17 protein-coding genes are annotated in these 19,667 nt (G+C 38.8%); 7 read left to right on the top strand and 10 right to left on the bottom strand.

What is annotated here, in order from left to right; translation table 11 throughout:
- Positions 1–46 precede the first annotated feature (46 nt).
- The 5 genes from B4Z90_RS04485 to B4Z90_RS04465 all read right to left on the bottom strand — a co-directional run bounded on the left by B4Z90_RS04485 (position 47) and on the right by B4Z90_RS04465 (position 5,383).
- A complete protein-coding gene (locus B4Z90_RS04485) occupies positions 47–1,804 on the bottom strand; it encodes an aromatic amino acid hydroxylase (RefSeq protein ID WP_286801465.1) in 1,758 nt (585 codons plus the stop codon).
- 133 nt (positions 1,805–1,937) lie between these two features.
- Positions 1,938–3,137: a tyrosine--tRNA ligase gene (gene tyrS, locus B4Z90_RS04480; RefSeq protein ID WP_286801463.1), complete on the bottom strand. Its 1,200-nt coding sequence runs from the start codon at positions 3,135–3,137 to the stop codon at positions 1,938–1,940.
- Positions 3,138–3,376: 239 nt separating this feature from the next.
- Complete coding sequence (locus tag B4Z90_RS04475) at positions 3,377–4,216, bottom strand: hypothetical protein (RefSeq protein ID WP_112374387.1); 840 nt, start codon at positions 4,214–4,216, stop codon at positions 3,377–3,379.
- A gap of 228 nt (positions 4,217–4,444) precedes the next feature.
- Positions 4,445–4,864 carry an SH3 domain-containing protein gene (locus B4Z90_RS04470; RefSeq protein WP_112374388.1) on the bottom strand — a complete coding sequence of 140 codons (420 nt, stop codon included), beginning with the start codon at positions 4,862–4,864 and terminating at the stop codon, positions 4,445–4,447.
- A gap of 12 nt (positions 4,865–4,876) precedes the next feature.
- The gene (locus tag B4Z90_RS04465; protein ID WP_112374389.1) at positions 4,877–5,383 is read right to left on the bottom strand and encodes a BON domain-containing protein; all 507 of its coding nucleotides are present in this window, start codon (positions 5,381–5,383) and stop codon (positions 4,877–4,879) included.
- A gap of 235 nt (positions 5,384–5,618) precedes the next feature.
- On the opposite strand from B4Z90_RS04465, the gene B4Z90_RS04460 reads away from it, so the two are divergent.
- Entirely contained in the window at positions 5,619–6,722 is a 1,104-nt protein-coding gene (locus B4Z90_RS04460; RefSeq protein ID WP_286801461.1) for a DUF695 domain-containing protein, read from the top strand.
- A gap of 61 nt (positions 6,723–6,783) precedes the next feature.
- Positions 6,784–7,407 (top strand): murein L,D-transpeptidase catalytic domain-containing protein, encoded by a 624-nt coding sequence (locus tag B4Z90_RS04455; RefSeq protein WP_201639462.1) that lies wholly within the window; start codon positions 6,784–6,786, stop codon positions 7,405–7,407.
- On the opposite strand, the gene B4Z90_RS04450 is transcribed toward B4Z90_RS04455, so the two are convergent.
- Positions 7,408–8,910, bottom strand: coding sequence for a hypothetical protein (locus B4Z90_RS04450; protein WP_115047854.1), 1,503 nt, complete (start codon positions 8,908–8,910; stop codon positions 7,408–7,410). It lies immediately after the preceding gene.
- 141 nt (positions 8,911–9,051) lie between these two features.
- Between B4Z90_RS04450 and yiaA the strand changes: the two genes are divergently transcribed.
- A complete protein-coding gene (gene yiaA, locus B4Z90_RS04445) occupies positions 9,052–9,519 on the top strand; it encodes an inner membrane protein YiaA (protein WP_046675653.1) in 468 nt (155 codons plus the stop codon).
- Between the two features lie 99 nt (positions 9,520–9,618).
- Here yiaA and B4Z90_RS04440 read toward each other — a convergent pair whose 3' ends face one another.
- Together B4Z90_RS04440 and B4Z90_RS04435 are read right to left on the bottom strand one after the other, a co-directional pair.
- On the bottom strand, positions 9,619–11,364 hold the full coding sequence (locus tag B4Z90_RS04440; protein ID WP_286801460.1) for a sensor histidine kinase: 1,746 nt from the start codon (positions 11,362–11,364) through the stop codon (positions 9,619–9,621).
- Positions 11,361–12,698 (bottom strand): sigma-54-dependent transcriptional regulator, encoded by a 1,338-nt coding sequence (locus B4Z90_RS04435; RefSeq protein ID WP_112374412.1) that lies wholly within the window; start codon positions 12,696–12,698, stop codon positions 11,361–11,363. Before B4Z90_RS04435 ends, B4Z90_RS04440 begins: the two co-directional genes overlap by 4 nt.
- A gap of 228 nt (positions 12,699–12,926) precedes the next feature.
- On the opposite strand from B4Z90_RS04435, the gene B4Z90_RS04430 reads away from it, so the two are divergent.
- From B4Z90_RS04430 to B4Z90_RS04420, 3 genes are all read left to right on the top strand, one after another.
- Complete coding sequence (locus B4Z90_RS04430) at positions 12,927–14,522, top strand: ABC-F family ATP-binding cassette domain-containing protein (RefSeq protein WP_070569254.1); 1,596 nt, start codon at positions 12,927–12,929, stop codon at positions 14,520–14,522.
- A gap of 288 nt (positions 14,523–14,810) precedes the next feature.
- Positions 14,811–16,547: a GMC family oxidoreductase gene (locus tag B4Z90_RS04425; protein WP_070569252.1), complete on the top strand. Its 1,737-nt coding sequence runs from the start codon at positions 14,811–14,813 to the stop codon at positions 16,545–16,547.
- A gap of 4 nt (positions 16,548–16,551) precedes the next feature.
- Complete coding sequence (locus B4Z90_RS04420; RefSeq protein ID WP_112374395.1) at positions 16,552–17,184, top strand: gluconate 2-dehydrogenase subunit 3 family protein; 633 nt, start codon at positions 16,552–16,554, stop codon at positions 17,182–17,184.
- Between the two features lie 53 nt (positions 17,185–17,237).
- Here B4Z90_RS04420 and B4Z90_RS04415 read toward each other — a convergent pair whose 3' ends face one another.
- Both B4Z90_RS04415 and B4Z90_RS04410 read right to left on the bottom strand, forming a co-directional pair.
- A complete protein-coding gene (locus B4Z90_RS04415) occupies positions 17,238–18,137 on the bottom strand; it encodes an OmpA/MotB family protein (protein WP_070569245.1) in 900 nt (299 codons plus the stop codon).
- Between the two features lie 103 nt (positions 18,138–18,240).
- Positions 18,241–18,765: a hypothetical protein gene (locus B4Z90_RS04410; RefSeq protein ID WP_083296085.1), complete on the bottom strand. Its 525-nt coding sequence runs from the start codon at positions 18,763–18,765 to the stop codon at positions 18,241–18,243.
- A 477-nt stretch (positions 18,766–19,242) separates the two neighbouring features.
- On the opposite strand from B4Z90_RS04410, the gene B4Z90_RS04405 reads away from it, so the two are divergent.
- Entirely contained in the window at positions 19,243–19,617 is a 375-nt protein-coding gene (locus B4Z90_RS04405) for a hypothetical protein (protein ID WP_070569242.1), read from the top strand.
- Positions 19,618–19,667: the final 50 nt, after the last annotated feature.

Raw genomic sequence — 19,667 nt, 5'->3', positions numbered from 1 at the left:
CTCAATGCTAAAGGCCAATTAGTTTTCCTATTGCTCAGCTGATATTTTAGTGATTATTTAAAGCCTCCTCTTTAGCAACACGCAGTCCATCGCGAATCAGTTTTTTCAAATTTGGATATAGGGTAATAAATTCCAAGAGCCTCTGTTCGGCCTGAGTAGATAATTGCGCTTCATCATTAGCCCAGGCAATTTCAAATAATTCAACCAAACCTAACCAATTATCTGCATTTTCCGGCCCCAATTGACTGAAAATTTCCAGCCAGATCTTTTGATTAAATCCGTTGTCCCGCAAATTCCGTATCGCAGCATGACACTTCACTAGTTTAACATCTTCCGTTTCGGTAGGTACTGAAGATAGAGCCTGATCCAAATGCTCCTCAACCAAATCATAGGCATCTTTATCTGCAGCGCCCGCAAATACAGATACAATTTCTGCTCCGACAGCCATATCGTATGTTCCCCATTCAGGTTTAAAATACACCTCTTCCCCATTGCTACGGTATACCTCACATCCGGTAAATGAAATCAAAACAATCTTACTCAAATGACGTACAACTCCTTGAACAATTCCTGATACAATAATCCCAGAAGCAAAGTTTAACGAACACTGCCGCCCTTCCGCTATACCATATTGAATCAATGTTGTTTCATCAAAATCGGCTAAGTTACGATCGGCACCTAGCAAGTGTCCCACCGGAGAGCCAAACCCTTCACTATGATAATTTATACTATGGCCTTCAAGTTGTTTACCCGCTACAGCCAAAGCTGTAGGTCCTTGTGTTTGAATATAAGAGAGATTTTTATCCGCGTTGGCCAACTTAAAAACGCCCGACACCTGCAAACCGGAACTATATTCCACAGTGCAAACAGCTTTACAGTCTATTGCCTTGTCAAGGCTCTGTTTGCCCCCTACGCGAAAAGCCATGGTATCAGCAAATTTATCCAATACGAGCTTTAGGTGTTCAAAATCCGGTGTAACAAATAGCTGTGGTTGTGGTTTGGTAATATCATAAGGATATTCGATTGCATTTAAACCATACGCCAACTTAGGCACATCTTTCTGCATGCAGCTTGCGCTTTCTCCAATGGAAGACAGTAAACCAGCTCCATAAATTTTGGGGTTATGAAGATCTCCAATAAGTCCGTATTCCACAGTCCACCAATGCAACCTGCTCAACAATGCCATCTCCGAAGGCTCGCCCATATTATCTTGAATGATCTGCAAATTTTTCTCTGCTTCCGCCAACTCAGCCGCCGTTGTTGTAGCGTGTTCTTTTAAAATAGATAGGTGACGAATAGCTTCGTAGAGTTCAAAATCTTTGCCCGAAGAAAGTGCTTTCGTGCCAACCTCCCCAAAATACTGCAAATATGTCGCATAATCTGGCTCACCGATTATAGGTGCATGTCCCGAAGATTCGTGGATAATGTCTGGTGCCGGTGTATATTCGATATGTTCCAATTGACGTATGTCTGCAGCAATAACAAGTACGCGATGTGCCTGAAATTCCATAAAAGCAGCCGGCGGAATAAATCCATCCACTGTCACTGCCCCCCAGCCAATTAATTTTAGACTATCGTTCATGTCCTGTAGGTTCGGGATGGTCGCAATGGATAATCCCGCTTTCTTCAATCCAGGAATATAGGGGTAATAGGCTACATCTTTTAAAAAAGAATAATTCTGACGCATGACATAACGCCACAATGCTTGATCCAGCGCGGTGTAACGTTCATATCGTTGGGCTACTACATAGCGTTTCAAATGTTTGGGCAACCGCTCCAAAACAATATTATTATATGTTTCCATCTATAATTGGTATGAAAATAAAGTATGAGACTCCTATATGAAGGTAGAAATTATTTATGGTTTAAGAAAGAATCTTTACGTTAATTTACGGCTTTTAGCAAAATATTACAAAAGTATACCCTCACAAACCTTACTAAATAACTTTAAAATAAGTTCTTTTTCCTAATTTAATTTTAAAACACACATTCAAGTCAACCATTAGCTCCGCATTCAGCTGTTTTATCGTATCAATCTGCACCGCACCGCCCATAATCAATCTTCGCATAGCTGACTTTGTTCCCCCCTTTAGGAAATGACATAGATCGACCAGCTTAACTTGTTCACCAAACTGGTCGCGCAATAGTTGACCCGATACCTCCTCAAAGACCTTTTCTTCCAATTTCTTGCGCTGAAATTGCCTGACAAAATAATCAACAGCACTGGTCGCAAACTCGTCGCCATGGTATTGAGCAACTAGATTCTGTGCAATAAGTTTCTTAATTTCCATTGGATTTTCCCCCATTTCAATACGGGTTTTCATGCTAAGTTTGGTTTCCTGATTGAAATCAGTAGTCAAGTCAATATATTCCGGAATTAAATGATCAGGAATAGACATGGTTTTACCAAACATTTCATTCGGTTCATCCAAAAGACCGATCGTATTGTTTAATGATTTACTCATTTTTTCTTTTCCATCCAGCCCGCGCAATAACGGCATACACAGCACGATTTGCGGATCCTGTCCAAATGATTCCTGCAGCTGCCGGCCCATCGCGCAATTGAATAGCTGGTCCGTTCCCCCCATTTCGATATCGCTATTGACATGTACGGAGTCAAAGCCCTGCAATATCGGGTAAAGCAATTCATGAATGGCTATTGATTGGTTTTCGTTAAAACGCTTATTAAAATCATGTCGTTGCATCAACTGTGCAACAGTGACTTTCGATACCAGCTGGATAACAGCTGCAAAATTTAATTGATCCAAACAGTCTCCATTAAAAACAATTTTCGCTTTTGAAACATCAATAATTTTAGACAGTTGCGCAATGTAGGTTGCCGCATTGTGAGCGATCGCATCCTGGCGCAAAGGCTTACGGGCTTTATTTTTTCCTGTAGGATCGCCGATACGGGCTGTAAAACTACCAACGAGGATCACGATTTCGTGCCCCAGTTCCTGAAACTGCCGTAGTTTCTTTAACACAACAGCGTGCCCTAAATGAAGATCCGGAGCTGTTGGATCAAAACCAAGTTTTATAATCAGTGGTCGGTTCTTTTCTTCAGCCTCCTTCAACTTCGATGCAAGTCCCTCCTTCGGTAAAATAATCTCGATATTTTCTGCTAACTCTTTTAACATGGTGTGATATAAAATAAAAAAAGCCCGAACGTTATGTTCGGGCTTAGCTATAAATAATAATTGAATTTCTTAATTTAATAGGCATAGGGGTCCCGAACGATTATCGGGCGATAATAATTAAAGAAAAATGGAAGACGTAATATGTTGTTCATTTTCTTCATTGTTTGACAAAGGTAGCGCTATATTTTTTAAATTCAAAAATATTCGCATCCACACTTGCTTGGATATGCATTTTTAGATTATCCACCCGTATTTTTACCCGTCAATTTTCCCGCTCCATTATAAACATACTTTTCTGTATTCCCTTTATCCTTTTTCTCCACGACCTTTTGCACTAACAATGAATTCTTAAAATACTCATGGTAAAAGCAGTTATTAACGCTATATTTCCGCTCAACAAGATTATTATTCTGATATAGATCCGTGTAATCAATTTTAGCTTTCCGATAGGTATGTTTTAGTAATTGACCATTGGCATCAAATGACTTTGATTCCTGTACCTGACCACCACAATTCAATTTGGCACTGTACATCAACGTATTGTCTAATCGATAGTCGGCTCTGGTATGGTCAAAATCATTTTCAACCGTGTAATAATTATCAAAAAAGACTTTTGTCACTTTTTTACCCCTATTGGCAGCTCGGTAGAATACCGTCTTTTCCTGACTGATTTTCCCATTCTTAAAATTACGCTGCACACTTGAACTATCCGTTATCATATATTGAAAGTCTGGCAAGGCAGCAGATCTCACATTCATTTGCTCCAGCACACCATGCCGTACGATAACATCACCGGTACGCCCATCTTTTTCAATTTTAAAATCACCGTCGACAATGCCATCCTGATTAATGGTAATAAATGCATTGGAAAGTCCCATAAATTGATTCTTCTGCAGAATATATTTACCCTGTTTCAATTTCGTCTCCTTACCTTTTTCTAGTATCCGGATGGTATCCTTTGGATATTCCGACAAATGCAATTGATAACGATCTTTGTCCAAGCGAACATACTCTTGCGCAACTCCCAACTGAACAGCTAAACACAAGCATAATAATAGGATAAAGCGTGATTTCGACATAATGTAATAAAATTGTTGCAATCATAGTAATACAATTATTACACCAAAAATTAAAGTACAGTTGATTTTCCAAACAATTCCCCAATACGATAGATGCTGTAGTACCCTCATATTGCAGAACAGACAAGCTTAATCGTGAAATGAAAAAAGGGGAGTTATTTATCAATAACTCCCCTTTTTTCAAAGCCAATTGGTACTGGTACCCATCGTATGAATAACATTCGAGAACTAAACAGACTCTAAATATTGTGCATAACAATACCCTTCTTCATTATCTTTGGTTCTGACCAACCACCATTGATCATTAGCCTTACTAATCAATGTGATGATTTCTCCTTTAGCAGCTTTTCCCACGATAGGCTGGTCTGTACCGGGACCTTTTCGAATGTTCAAATTGCTATTTTCTGTTATAACTTTCACCTGGCTTCCGGGCACTTCTGTAGCCACATCTACATTTAAGACCACATCTCCGGTTTGGAAATTACGATCTATATTACCGTAGATTTCCCAGAGCTTATTTTTCACATCTGCTGTTGGTGCGGTACCACGAATTTGTAATACGCCATCCATTTCGGCATAGTTCAAGTCATTTACACCTGAAGACTGTGCCGTATCTAAAAGAACCTTATATTTTTCCTGCAATGACATAATTTCACTAGTTTATTTTTTGACAACAATACCGCTTAAATCTACTTTTTTGGGATTTAAGTTATCCAAACCTTGTTTTAAAGTAATTATCTTAGCTTGCTCCATAGTACCTGTAACTGCGATCACACCGTCCTTTACACTGGCCTGTACTGTAGGAAAATCCTTCATAAACGTATTCACTGCTGCGCCAAGTACCGCATCATTATTGGATACCTCAATAGGAGCTGGCGTTGAAGACACTGGTGCGCTAACGATAATATTGTTTTGAATAGACTTGACGTCTTTATCACCTGCTGTTTTAGCAATCGATTCCACTTGTTGCTTTTCTTCTTCGGAAGCAACTGTACCACTTAAGATAACTTTCCCTTTTTCAACTTCAACGTCGACTGTTTTACGCCCCGTGAGTGCATTTTCGATCTTTTCTTCCAACTTATCATCAGACAAACCTGATTTGCATGCCGTGAAGGAAAGTACAACCGTGGTTGCCAATAGACAAAATGTTAATTTGCTCAATTTCATAAGACCAATTTTAATTTATTAATTCCAACAATAATCCTAACAAACTCCCTACACAATTGTTTGTTCATTTTTTTTTAAACTTAAATTCCCTTGCCGGATCGTAATTATATAATTAAATTTAGGAGCAGAGGTATTCATGATGGTTTCATTCGGATCATTTTCTCCGCTACGGTTATAAAAAACGCTTTGAGTAACAGATACGCACGTTGATTATTCAATCAAACAGCTATTAATTATGGGATTTTTGAACACTATTTTTGGTAAAAAAGAAAATAAAAAGGACAGTATAACGGAGTTTTGGGATTGGTTTAAAAAAAACGAACAGGCATTTTTTCAAATCGTCAAGGCTGGAGAACAAATTGATCAGCATTTTTTCAGCAAACTTTCGCCGAAGATCGATGCTCTTCGCAAGGAGCTGTATTTTTTAACGGGAATGTACGATGATAACACCGCAGAACTTGTAATCACCCCTGACGGTGTCATCAAAAACATTGCGTTCGTAGAACATCTGATCGCTTCTGCTCCAGCATTAGCGCATTGGAAATTTACCGCATTAAAACCCGCTATTGCGGATATGGAAAAATTCAAAATCACGATGTATGGCTTCACTTTTGACATCAAGGATATGTTCTTTTATCCCATTCAACATAGATACCATCCGGATGAAGTTGATATTGTTATTGTTCACCCCGATTATACGGAAGAGCATAAGGCCAATATTTCCCATGGTATAGAAATATTTCTCGAAAATTACATTGGTGAATTGAACTCGATCATAGCCATAGACAACCTGAATGTAACCTCAAAAGAGCTTGCAACAGAAGAGCTGATTCCACTAATTAAATTAAAAGACTATTTGATCTGGCGGGAAAAGGAATTTGTGGAAAAATATACCGACGTTAGACACCTAACTGCAGATGATACATACACCGCTTTTGAGGGCACCCTGGAGAATGACTTACCCATATTTGCCATCATAAATACGACCTTATTAGACTGGGATGGAAAAGCTTCTCACCCCTGGATAGTTACATTAAAGATTAGTTATGACGGAACAACAACCAATGGTATGCCCGATCAGGAGACCTACGATTTAATGGATAAATATGAAGAAGAATTAATGAATAGTCTTCCAAATGATATTGGATTTCTTAATATCGGTCGAGAAACTGCCGATAGCCTAAGGGAAATTTACCTGGCTTGTACAGAATTCCGAAAAGCCTCACAAGTGATCGATCGATTAATTGAACAATACAGGGAAATTCTTCAAATTGATTATAGCATCTACAAAGATAAATACTGGAAAACCTTCGAACGATTTTATAAACAAATAGAATAGGTCTCCCGTACAACTGCCATAAGTTCTACTAAAAGTACTTGATGAATTATGCTTTATTTACATGAATAAAATCATTCTTTTGGTTATTATCCTTGGAATTGGCCTTATCACATACAAAACCATTCAAAAAAACACGCTTTTAGCCGTTGTTGATAAGGAAGAAAATGCTCCTTCAGACGCCTTTCGCTATACGATGGCAATAACGAACGTAAAAAAACGCATCATAAACAACAAAAAGTATAATAGTGACATATCCTTTCTCTTGGATATGAAAAGACCCTCGGGAAGAAATCGTTTTTTTGTCGTCGATCTAAAAACAGATCGGATTCTAGATCAAGGGCTAGTGGCACATGGATCCGGCTCCGAAACCGGAAAAAAGAATCTTTTGCAATTTAGTAATACGGATAACTCTCATGCGACATCGCTAGGTAGTTATGCTATCGGCAGCTCGTATAACGGTAAATTTGGAAAAGCATATAAATTATATGGCTTAGATAGCTCCAATAGCAATGCATATGCTAGAAACATCGTTCTACACAAATATGACCGCATGCCTTACGATGAACAAGTAGATCCAATATGTCTCAGTGAAGGCTGTCCTATGGTAAACGTCGAATTCTACAAAAGACTACAGAACCTGATTGACTCCTCAAAGAAACAAATCGTCTTACATATTTATTATTGATCACCGGCTATCCTCTTTGATCAAATTCAATAAAACCTGATACGGACTTTGAGATACAATAAGAGCTTTCAACCAAGCAATAAATCCCATAATAAATAAATCTTTATTTTCTTTGTCCTCCGCCATAGTTTGAACAGCTGCCCGAAAGGATTTCCCTTGAATAACTGCTGGATTTAAAAGATATTTCTCTACCAATTTGGCAAAATCAATCACTCTGTTTTCCTTGACATTCAGCAAGTATTTTTTATACCTACCGACAAAGCTTTTTAATTTCAAGGTTGCCAAATCGATGTGATCGAATTGAATATGGATCAGAATTTCAAGCAGACTCTTCCGAATCGTCCACAACATGCCCATTTTCTTCTCGTACCAAGCATCTGTTCGAATCAACTGCCGAAGCTCAATCAATGCTGTTTTATCTTCAAATTGCGTTAAAAACATCACTAAACACAACTGTAAATCCGCAAGATCAACCTCACTTGATTTTGGTGAGGCTTGCTTAATCCCCGCCCTTAACACGGAAAGACCTTTTACTCCATCGCCAAGGTAATGGAAATTCAATGCCATCAACAAATGGCACCGCAGCTGAAACTGGACTCGAAAAACCGTATTTCCTTGAGATAAAACTTCATTCAAGCGTTCTAAATACCCGATGCTCTCGTTAAAGAATCCGTTCCTCAAATTAAAATTGGCCAGATAATACAAAATATGAAGATAGTAAAATAGCTGATGCGCCGATGGTTCATCGTACTTCATCAAAAAATTATCTGCTGTTTTTAAAAAAGAATGAACCAGTGTATAGTTTTGATGTATTGCGGCATACTCATTTGCAATATACAGAAGTTGATAGAGTGATTTAAATGATAAGAGATCATCCAAAGAAATACTGTATTTACTCAGTACACTCAAAATCAACTTATTGATATCAATTATTTTTGCTTTCAAATGAATATCCTGCAATGCTGAACGCAATAGCGCATAAGCAATCTGAAATTTTGCTTCTTGCTGCAGTTTTTGCTGATTTTCGGTAAAACGATCGATAAGCAATTCCAAATTGACATTCAAATCTAAATGTGCATATTGTAGTCTGATTTGCAAGATTTCGTTCAGCAAACTAAACTGCTCCAGAACAAGAGCCTTGTCCTCAGCCCGTTGAAGGCATTTGAATCCAATCTTAATGAACTGACTTTCCAATAGAAAACGGCCCACAACAAATAATCTCAACGCTTCGTGGGCTTCACTGTTGTCTCGTTCAAAAACCTTATTTGAAAGAAAAAACAAAAGACTATCATGAAGTCTTTTCCTCAATGCGTGATAAGCATCCCGGTTTTTAATGGGATCATATAACTTTTTTAGCTTATTTATATCATCAGTTTCTATAATATCAAGTAACTTGATATTTTTCACATCATTTCGCTTATTCTTTTGTTTCAAAAAGGTTTTAAAATCCCTAATATCATCTTTATTCAATAATAATAGGAGATCCGATATCGCGTCCGCCATAGCTAAAATTTAGAATTAAACAAATATATTAAACAAAATTATATCGTCAGTATTCTTATAAATTCAAGTTTTAAAATAATTAGTTCCTATCGATATTTGAATCATAAAACAACAACAAATTAAAACTAAAACAAGAAAATTATGGAACCGCTAAAAAACATGATTGAAGAAAAAAAGGCTGAAAGAAATTTAGACAAAAGAAACCCATTTAAACCAACAGGAGCATTTATCGGAGCCTCCTGGACTGCATTATTGGTTGGTACCGTTGGCTATTGTGTAGGTTTATGGAATGCAACAATGGCATTAAATGAAAAAGGGTATTATTTTACAATTTTACTATTTGCGCTATTTGCGGTTATCTCCGTTCAAAAAAGTGTAAGAGATAAAGCAGAAGGACTAGCTGTTACCGAATTGTACTATGGTTTAAGCTGGTTTGCAACAATTGCTGCGGTCGTGCTATTAACTGTAGGCCTATGGAACGCGGATCTGCTGTTAAGTGAAAAAGGATTCTATGCCATGTCCTTCTCATTGAGTATTTTTTCAGCTATCGCAGTACAAAAAAATACACGTGATGCAAAACTTATCGATGACAATGAAATAAAACTTTAGCGGGTGCCGATCCTGCAGCCTCTGCGTAGCAAGCTGCAGGATCTTTCAATCTCTCGTAAAGCAAAAAAGGAAGAGCTTCTCATGGAGCTCTTCCTTTTTTTAAGTGGATTGTTTAAGCGGTGCAATAGGAAGGTAAACGAAAAATGCACTTCCAGTACCAAAAACACTTTGCACATCAATCTCTCCCCCCATGCTTTCGATAAATTCCTTGCTTATGCTTAACCCCAAGCCTGTTCCTTCCTTTGTACCCCCCGGAACACGGAAATACCGATCAAAAATCTTCGCTAAATATTGTACCGGGATTCCTTGCCCCTGATCTTCAACACGCAAAAGCACCCTGGCGCCCATTCTTTTGACAGCAAGACAAATCGCCCCCCCTTCATCGGAATAACGAATTGCATTGGACAGTAGATTCGTCAATACCCATGCGGTCTTCTCGTTATCAATAAAAACCATCGGCAGTTCCTCTTCCAGTTCAACCTGTAGTCGAATTTTCTTTTGGTCAAGCATTGAACGATTGGCTAACAGGGCATAATCTATAATCGGTCCGATTGTCGCCGGATTCAGCTTCATCTGAATGGTACCACTCTCCACTTGTGCAATATCCAAAAGTTCTCCCGTAATTTTCAGAAGTCGCTCTGTATCATCAGCAATTCCTTCAAGCAAGTCTTTTTGTTCTTCATTCAACGCTCCAATCCGCTTATTCTCGAGCAATTGGATCCCCATGCGTATTGATGCGATTGGAGTCTTCAGTTCATGAGATACCGTTCCAATAAAATTTGTTTTTGCGACATCACGTTCCTTAAAACTTGTCACGTTCTTCAACAAAATAAATTGTCCAATAAACTGCGAACTCTCCTCTCCCGTTGGTACAACATTAATGTCGATAACCTCCAGTTCAAAGTAGTTATCTTTTCCATAGGCAAAGATCTGAACTAAATCCAGACGCTCAGATTTCTGATTTAAAGAGTCAATCTTATCGAGAAGCTTATTAAGTAAATCATTGGAAGATGCTATTTCCGCTAATTTTTGCCCTTCAAATTCTGCGTGTTTTAACCCCGAGAGCAAACAAGCGGGTTCATTTGCAAAAAGCACTCTTTTTTCCTCATCTATCCCTATAACGGCATCATGCATATTATCAATAAGCGCTTCAATTCTCTTTTTATGCTGCAAGATCTTACCCAATTTACTTTCTGTATATTCCTCGAGCTTTTGAGCCATTGTATTGAACGAATGCGCCACTTCTCCAAATTCATCCTTTCGCTTAAAGTGAAGTCTCCTTTTATAGTTCCCAGCAGCAATTTGTTTAATACTATCAGTTAATTGTACAATTGGGCCAGCAATGGCTAGAGGGAGGTTCACAAGCAATACAAATGCCATCATAAAACAAAGCGAACCTACAATGGAGATGGCCAAAATTGCTTTTTCAGCTGTTGCATTGGCAATATTATTTTTGTGTTCAATCGCCTGCATATTAAGATACATTAACTGAAATATATCTTTGTGCAGGTCAGCAGCAATTGTTGCATCTTTCACCTGTTTCTTTAAACTCAAAAAGTGTTGATCTATACGTTCGGTCACCGCCCGTTCTCCAGGCTCGGTTACATTGCGCTTCTGGAGTCTTAAATTATCTTCAAATAGCGCCATGCTCTTCCCATTCGTATGAAGGTCTTCCAAAGCCAGCAACATATTTCTGGAATAATGCAGCGTATTATAATTGTCGACTAAAATATTATTGGTATCTTTTTTTAATCGATAAACATAATACCCACTCACTATCGCAAGCAGCAAGATCATAGAAAATAAAAATCCTACCCCGAATGTCAGCTTTGCTTTAAGTTTCATTGGATTCGATATTCTTCAATTTTTCGATACAAAGTAGCGATGCCGATTTCTAACAATCGAGCTGCTTCAGCTTTATTTCCATTCGTATGTTTTAATACACGTTGTATATGCTGCCTCTCCATGTTGGACATTGCAAAGTTTGACAAGACGTTTGCCCCTTCCCTATACTCACGTTCACCAAAAGGAAGGCTCTCCACACCTAATACGCCACCCTCACTCAAAATCACACTGCGTTCAATCACATTTTTCAGTTCACGGATATTTCCCCGCCATAAGTTGCCTTCCAAAGCCTGCACAAACTCAGGGGTCATCTGCAACGGTTTCAAGTTGGATTTTAAAGCAAAGATATCAGCGTAGTATTGCGCCAATGTCGCTATATCTTCAATGCGCTCGCGCAATGGCGGTAATTCAATCGTGAAAACAGAAAGCCTATAAAATAGATCACTCCTGAAATGGTCTGATGCAATTTCGGTTTCGAGATTTCTGTTGGTTGCTGCTATGATGCGCACATCCACTTTCGTTGGTTTGGAGTCCCCAACTTTTAAAAACTCGCCAGTTTCCAAAACACGAAGAATTTTAGCTTGAAGTTCCAAAGCCATCTCCCCGACTTCATCCAGAAAAATAGTCCCCAAATGCGCTTCTTCAAACAAACCACGTTGATCCTTAGTCGCACCAGTGAAAGCACCGGATTTATGGCCAAACAACTCATTTTCCAGCAAATCTTTTGTAAATGCGGCACAATTAATCGCCACAAAACTACGATCTCTTCTTGAACTCGCCTGATGGATTGCCTGTGCAAAAACCTCCTTACCTGTGCCGGTCTCGCCCGTTAGCAAGACCGTTGTATTTGTAACAGCAACTTTTTGTGCCATGCCGATGGCCGCTTTTATTGCACTGGATTTCCCAATAATCTTATCAAAAGAAAGTCGGTCGCCTAATCGTTTTTCTAACTGCTCCACCCTTCTAGCTAATGCAACCTTTTCACAGGCTTTATAAAGCAACGGTATAATGCGATTATTGTCATCTCCTTTCGTAATGTATTCAAAAGCACCATTTTTTATCGCCCGAACGCCATCCGGAATATTCCCGTATGCCGTCAATAAGATAATCTCTACAATTGGATACCGCTCTTTAATTAATTTAGCCGTTTCAACTCCATTACCATCAGGTAGCTTCACATCACAAAGTACAACATCTACATCACTGACTTCAAGCTTTTTTAACCCCGATTTAATGTCAGCAGCCTCGATCACATCAAAACCTTCCAGGCTAATAATTTTGGCCAGCAATTTCCGAAGCTTCTCTTCGTCATCTATAAGTAGAACTCTATTCACAATATTCGTTTTTTCAAAAGTACAATTTGTCCCAAGCAAATAGTAGAAAAATAAACAATTTGACTATTCCTCAAAAAATTTCCCGACATCAAAATAAAAACGCTATATTTGTAGCGCTCAACATCGTTAAAACTGCATGTAAGATTAAAATTCTTTAGAACGAAATAAATACCATCCATTGACGATACCTGTCCAAATGGTCTTTTCTAACATTTAAAGAATTTCAACATGCTTTCATTACAACAACTTTCCTATATACATCCAAATAAAGATTTATTGTTTGAGAACATAAATCTGCACATAAACGCGCAAGAGAAAATCGCACTGATCGGTCATAACGGCGTTGGAAAATCAACGGCACTACAACTGATTGCCAAAGAATTATCGCCGACCAGTGGGAGCATACATAATAGCGCTAGCACCTATTATGTCCCTCAGGTTGTTGGACAATTCGAGCATAAGACGGTGGCTGAAGCACTTAGAATCGATAAAAAATTGAATGCTCTTTATGCCATATTGGCCGGTGATGCGTCTGAGGAAAATTTCAATAGACTTCAAGATGACTGGGCTTTGGAAGAACGTTGCCAAGAGGCTTTCAAACAATGGGATCTGCCCAACATACAATTGGCTCAGCAAATGTCTTCCCTTAGTGGTGGACAAAAAACGAAAGTTTTATTGTCCGGAATCCAGATTCATCGATCCGAGCTTATTCTTCTTGATGAACCGAGCAACCATTTGGATATGGACAGCAGAACACAACTATACGATTGGATTCAATCAAGCAAAAACACTATAGTCGTTGTCAGCCACGATAGAACCCTGCTTAATTTACTGGATGACATGGCTGAAATGGCCCCAAATGGCATCAAGCGATATGGGGGTAATTATACCTTTTACGAGGCTCAAAAGGAGATCGAACGCCATGCGTTGCAACACGATATCCACCACAAGGAAAGAGCGATCAAAATCGCAAAAGAGAAAGAAAGAGAAACAATCGAGCGCCAAAACAGACTAAACAACCGTGGTCAAAAAAAGCAGGAGAAGGCAGGTGTAGCTCGCATAATGATGAATACGCTACGTAATAATGCTGAAAAGAGTACCGCCAAAATTAAAAATGTACACCAGGACAAAATTGGAGATATCAGATCGGATCTACAAGAACTTCGTGGTTCACAATCCGCATTGGATGAAATTAAAATAGATTTGGGAAACAGTAATTTTCCAACAGGAAAAAGTATGATCAAGGCCGAAAACATCAATTTCAGCTATGGCGCAAAACAGCTTTGGAAAGATAATATAAACGTTCAATTATTCAGTGGGGATCGTATCGCACTCCAAGGCCCGAACGGATCTGGGAAAACAACATTAGTTAAACTCCTTCTCAACCAACTAATGCCTGAACAAGGAAAAATTGAGCGGCAATCATTTCGCGCAATCTATTTAGATCAGACGTATTCCATCTTATCTCCACATTTAAGTATTTATGAGCAAGCGCAGCAATTCAATACCGCCGCGCTACCTGAACATGAAATCAAAATTAGACTCAATCGGTTCTTATTTGGAAAAGACGATTGGGACAAGCCCTGCCAACTATTGAGTGGCGGTGAAAAAATGCGTCTGATAGTATGCTGTCTCACCATCCAGCAACAGTCTCCCGATTTGATTATCCTTGATGAGCCTACAAACAATTTAGATCTTCAAAATATACTGATGCTAACCAGAGCGATTCAGCTTTATAAAGGTACCCTACTCGTCATTTCACACGATGAAGTGTTTCTACAAGAAATCCATATAAACAAAGTCATCAAATTAAAAAACCTCTAAAAGATAACGCCGTGTATTTCGCTGCAACGAAATACACGGAATATTTAAGTATCGCTCGCCATAAAATTTTAATAAAACAGGGTATTTTTTGTAACAATCCCATATTCTTTATTTAAAATCTGCTAAATCGATAAATTAAATTAAAAAAAACAAATTTTTATCGATATATTCACGATGATTTTAAACATGAAACAATAACCATTAAATTAATTGAACCTCCACATTTACATAGTAAGCCTTCAGGCAAATGTATCGCACAGGCCTCTCAATTAATTACTTCATTTAATTATGTCAGATTATCAAATTAAAGAAAATCCCGAATTATTTGACGCCATCGTAGTTGGTTCCGGCGCAGGTGGTGGTATGGCAGGTTATATACTTGCACATGCGGGGCTTAAAGTATTGATGCTGGAAGCAGGTCCTTTTTATGACCCAGCAAAAGATTCGTTACAACTACGCTGGCCTTGGGAATCCCCAAGAAGAGGTGCGGGTACCACAAGACCATTCGGGGATTTTGACGCAGCCTTTGGTGGTTGGCAAATCGAAGGCGAACCCTACAGCAAAGTAGCGGGAACTGAATTTGAATGGTTTAGAGCACGCATGCTGGGCGGCAGAACCAACCACTGGGGTCGAATTTCATTGCGTATGGGACCTGACGATTTCAAGCCAAAGGATGGAGTAACGGATGAATGGCCTATTACTTATGAAGAGGTTAAGCCATTTTATGACCGTGTAGATCGAATGATCGGAATATATGGCACGGCAGAAGGTATTCATAACGAACCCGATGGTATTTTTATGAAACCACCTAAGCCACGCTTAAACGAACTATATATTGCAAAAGGTGCAAAAAAAGCTGGAGTTCCAGTGATTCCCGGAAGAGGGGCGGTATTAACCGAAGTATCAAAAGATATTAAAGATCGAGGTACCTGTTTCTACTGTGGGCAATGTGGTCGTGCATGTAAAGTTTATGGAGACTTTTCCTCTTCATCTTGTCTGGTTATTCCAGCGATGAAAACGGGTAACCTGAAGGTGATAGACAATGCAATGGTAAGAGAAGTCATTACAAATGATGAAGGAATTGCAGTTGGTGTTTCTTATGTTAACACCAAGGATTTGCAGGAATATACCGTTAAGGGGAAAACCGTTATTTTGGGTGCTAGTGCCTGTGAAAGTGCGCGGATCATGTTAAACTCCAAATCAAAATCACATCCTGGTGGTGTTGGTAATAGCAGCGGTTTAGTCGGAAAATATCTCCACGATTCTACGGGAGCCAGCTTATCGGGCTTTTTACCACAGCTACTCGACCGGAAGCGTTATAATGAAGATGGCGTTGGAAGTGTCCATATTTATTCACCATGGTGGGAAGATAATGCCAAATTGAACTTCCCTAGAGGTTACCACATCGAATACGGCGGTGGTTTACATATGCCATCTTATGGATTTTTGAATTGGGTACCGAAAGTAAATGACCATGCAAAAAATTCAGCTGGAAAGTCAAAGGCCAAAGGCGGTTATGGTACTGCATTAAAAGAAGATTTCCGCAGCTATTATGGTGCAAATGTCGGCATGGCAGGACGCGGAACGGCATTGGCAAGAAAAGACAATTATTGTGAAATTGACCCCGATAAAGTCGACAAATTCGGAATTCCTGTACTACGTTTCAACTACAAATGGGCCAATGAAGAAATCGCGCAAGCCAAGCACATGCAAGAGACATTTCAGTCTATTATGCACGAAATGGGCGCTGTCATCACTTCTAAAATACCCGGAGCAGATACATTGTACGGCCTAGAAGCTCCCGGAAAAATTATTCATGAAGGCGGTACCACAAGAATGGGAAATGACCCTAAAACCTCCGTATTGAACAAATGGGGACAAGCCCACGATTGTAAAAATCTCTATGTCGTCGATGCGGGACCATTTGTTCAACAAGGTGACAAAAACCTGACCTGGACAATACTCGCTTTATCGATGCGAACAGCAGAATATATACTTCAAGAAAAGAAAAAATTAAACGGTTAAAAGCATGAATAGAAGAGAATCTTTAAGAGCATTAGGATTAATTGCAGCTGGATCTGGTCTTTTAACCGCAGCCTGCAATTCAAAAGATGCTAAAAATGCAGCAGCAGACAATAGCAAAAAATTACCTGGAGTCCAGGATTTTGAATACGAACGCACGGAACAATTATACGCCGAAAAGTTTTTCGACGAACATGAAATGGCGACAATCACTGTTTTGGCTGACATTATTATTCCTAAGGATAACATTTCAGGAAGCGCTTCGGAAGCGGGAGTCCCCGATTTTATCGAATTTATCGTAAAAGATTTGCCTGATAATAAAATCCCGATGCGCGGCGGACTTCGTTGGCTCGACCTACAGTCCAAAAAGCGTTACGGAACAGTATTTATCAAATGTAGCGCAAAAGATCAACTTGCATTGGTGGATGATATCGCCTACCCTGATTTGGCAAGACCGGAAATGAAACAAGGTGCCGCCTTCTTTTCATTGATGCGCAACCTGACTTCTTCAGGATTTTACACCAGTGAAATGGGTGTAAAAGATATTGGCTATGCCGGAAATAAACCTGGAGTCTGGAATGGTGTACCAGATGATGTGTTGAAAGAGCACGGTTTTGACCCAACTAAATTCTTTGGATAATAAAAAAATCCTTTCCAAAATGGAAAGGATTTTTTTATTTACCCAATTAAAATCTATTGTCCCGATGGTAACTCGGTAGCTTCCGGAGCCTTATCAATCAACTCCATAAATTGATCCAATTTAGGTGTGATGATAATCTGCGTTCTTCTATTCCGTTGCTTACCTAGCGCGGTCGTATTATCTGCAATTGGATTATATTCTCCTCTACCACCCGCAGTTAAGCGCTTCGGATCCACACCATATTTATTTTGTAAAGCCTGTACCACAGAAGAGGCTCTCAGGGTACTTAGATCCCAGTTATTCCGAATATTAGGTTTAGAAATTGGATCCGTATCGGTATTACCTTCAATCAAAACTTCATAATCTCTATAATCCTGGATAATTTTCGCAATTTTGCTTAACGTCTGATCGGCCCTATCATTAATTTCATAGCTACCGGATTTGTAAAGCATGTTATCAGCAAGTGAGATATAAACGACCCCTTTTAATACCTGTACATCAACTTCCTGCAGTTCCTCACGGCTAAGTGATCTTGTCAAATTATTGGTCAATACCAGATTCAAGGAATCGGATTTGTTTTTCGTCTCAACGAGATGCTTAATGTATTTATTTGAAGCGTTAATTTCATCAACCAGCTTAGAAATATTAATATTTCCCTGTGAATTCTGATTAATACTGTTATCGAGCGATTTCTGCAAAGCAGCATAAGCAGATCGGAGGTCCGCATTATTTTGACGTTCAGAAGCCAACTGATCTTCTAAGCTCTTGATCCGCGTCCGGCCTTCAGCTAATTGAAGTTGTCCATCCTGATATTGCTTGGTCAATTGACTGTGCTCCGTTTGCAATTTACTATAGTCGGACTGTAAACCAGCATATTGCTTTTTGCTGACACCACATCCGACAACAAACAAACTGGCCGTTAATACAGTCATTGGAAAAACTAAATTCTTCATGATATACTCTTTTTGTAGATGTTGAACTAATTCATATAGCAAGATACGCAATATTCTAGCCAAAATACCCCACAGTCTTGTCAAATTAACAACCTTTAACGTCCTATTGGGCTAGCTCCTTCAACTCTGTAGCGCTAAATACTTGCCCACCTTTAAGATAAGGATTGGCGCCTTTGAGATAATTATAAATAATGGATTTAGCCTCTTCATTGGGTAATTTATAAAGGTTTTTAACCAGGAAATTTTTATCCTCAAGGATATTATTGTTGTAGCCCAAAAAAGAAGGCGCATGCACCTGTACGCTCCAACGTATAAACCGTGCTTCAATATGATTTGGATTTTCCTTAATCACTTCTTCCAAATGCTTTTTCCCCTCTTTGAATTGCCCAACTTTCTTAAATGGATTGCCGATATGTTTCGCTAACAGTATTTGATAGGCGGCTAGATAGGCTTTCTCTGTCGGCGATTTGGCCCCTTCGGTCAATGCCTCCAAATTATGTTCACACAGATCCTCGTCCTTCACGGCCTCCGCATATTCTTTTCGAATTTTCTCCATATTCACCTGCTGGCCAAGCCCAACTTTTGTTAAAGTGAATAGAACAATTGTCAATACTATTCGTGTTATCATAATTATAAATCAGGCTATTTCAACAATTTCAATTTCCGACTTAAATTACTAAAAAAATCGAATCCAACTATTAATTTTCAATTATCATACCATAAAGGCCAAAATTCATGTCATCGTATCGCCACAGCTAGCCTTAAAAAAGAGAAAAGTCTTTATTAAAGTATATTTTTAAAGCAATTTTGCTCCATGAAACTGATTTTAGAAACAAGCCCAGTCTGGTTAAAGGTGATTTTGTCAATTCTATTTGGTGTGATATTAGGCTGCTTTTTAGGGGAAATAGTTTACACCTTATTGCAGGCATAAGCTCTTCATCATAATCGATATCCCCTCCTTTACCTGAGGATCTGCTGAATTTTATGCCTACAGATAGACCGCTAATTGCGGTTATTTGAATAGACCACTAAGTTTCATTATCCTTGCCAAAAATCAAATTATTTTTGCTATATTGCTTATACCAATATAAATTTAAAGCGAGCTATGGAAACTAAAGCAGAGTATCAGATTTGGGACACTATTGTGAATAGCGCAAAAACTAAATTCGATTATAAGCATATTCGTGCTATGTTTAAAAAGGAAGATGACGAAATAACCGATAAGTTTCTATTCCATATTATTGCAGGATTTGCCTGTGGTGAAAATCATCAGACCATCTCAACCAATCTTTTCAATGAATTACAAAGTATTCATTTTGAATGCAATGAAGAACAGATCGACCGGTTTATCGCTGATAAGCACGTAAAATTCAGTCCTGAAATCTACGCCACCTATCTTGCATTCTCTATGCTGGAAGATGGTGAAGAGGTCGATAACATCACCGAAATCATTAATAATCTTTTGCAACTAGATAAATAATTATCCGGAAGTATCGTTTAATTTTGGCTAAAAACTTATATTCGTGAATT

The sequence above is a fragment of the Sphingobacterium sp. UBA5639 genome (assembly GCF_002421245.1).
Lineage (GTDB): Bacteria > Bacteroidota > Bacteroidia > Sphingobacteriales > Sphingobacteriaceae > Sphingobacterium > Sphingobacterium multivorum.
Note: the sequence above shows the minus strand (reverse complement) of the source record. Positions and strands in the feature narration are given on the sequence as shown.

Bases quoted from the DNA above. Each gene is read 5' to 3' on its own strand.
- B4Z90_RS04485 (WP_286801465.1), bottom strand. From the start codon at position 1,804: ATGGAAACATATAATAATATTGTTTTGGAGCGGTTGCCCAAACATTTG.
- tyrS (WP_286801463.1), bottom strand. From the start codon at position 3,137: ATGTTAAAAGAGTTAGCAGAAAATATCGAGATTATTTTACCGAAGGAG.
- B4Z90_RS04475 (WP_112374387.1), bottom strand. From the start codon at position 4,216: ATGTCGAAATCACGCTTTATCCTATTATTATGCTTGTGTTTAGCTGTT.
- B4Z90_RS04470 (WP_112374388.1), bottom strand. From the start codon at position 4,864: ATGTCATTGCAGGAAAAATATAAGGTTCTTTTAGATACGGCACAGTCT.
- B4Z90_RS04465 (WP_112374389.1), bottom strand. From the start codon at position 5,383: ATGAAATTGAGCAAATTAACATTTTGTCTATTGGCAACCACGGTTGTA.
- B4Z90_RS04460 (WP_286801461.1), top strand. From the start codon at position 5,619: ATGGGATTTTTGAACACTATTTTTGGTAAAAAAGAAAATAAAAAGGAC.
- B4Z90_RS04455 (WP_201639462.1), top strand. From the start codon at position 6,784: ATGAATAAAATCATTCTTTTGGTTATTATCCTTGGAATTGGCCTTATC.
- B4Z90_RS04450 (WP_115047854.1), bottom strand. From the start codon at position 8,910: ATGGCGGACGCGATATCGGATCTCCTATTATTATTGAATAAAGATGAT.
- yiaA (WP_046675653.1), top strand. From the start codon at position 9,052: ATGGAACCGCTAAAAAACATGATTGAAGAAAAAAAGGCTGAAAGAAAT.
- B4Z90_RS04440 (WP_286801460.1), bottom strand. From the start codon at position 11,364: ATGAAACTTAAAGCAAAGCTGACATTCGGGGTAGGATTTTTATTTTCT.
- B4Z90_RS04430 (WP_070569254.1), top strand. From the start codon at position 12,927: ATGCTTTCATTACAACAACTTTCCTATATACATCCAAATAAAGATTTA.
- B4Z90_RS04425 (WP_070569252.1), top strand. From the start codon at position 14,811: ATGTCAGATTATCAAATTAAAGAAAATCCCGAATTATTTGACGCCATC.
- B4Z90_RS04420 (WP_112374395.1), top strand. From the start codon at position 16,552: ATGAATAGAAGAGAATCTTTAAGAGCATTAGGATTAATTGCAGCTGGA.
- B4Z90_RS04415 (WP_070569245.1), bottom strand. From the start codon at position 18,137: ATGAAGAATTTAGTTTTTCCAATGACTGTATTAACGGCCAGTTTGTTT.
- B4Z90_RS04410 (WP_083296085.1), bottom strand. From the start codon at position 18,765: ATGATAACACGAATAGTATTGACAATTGTTCTATTCACTTTAACAAAA.
- B4Z90_RS04405 (WP_070569242.1), top strand. From the start codon at position 19,243: ATGGAAACTAAAGCAGAGTATCAGATTTGGGACACTATTGTGAATAGC.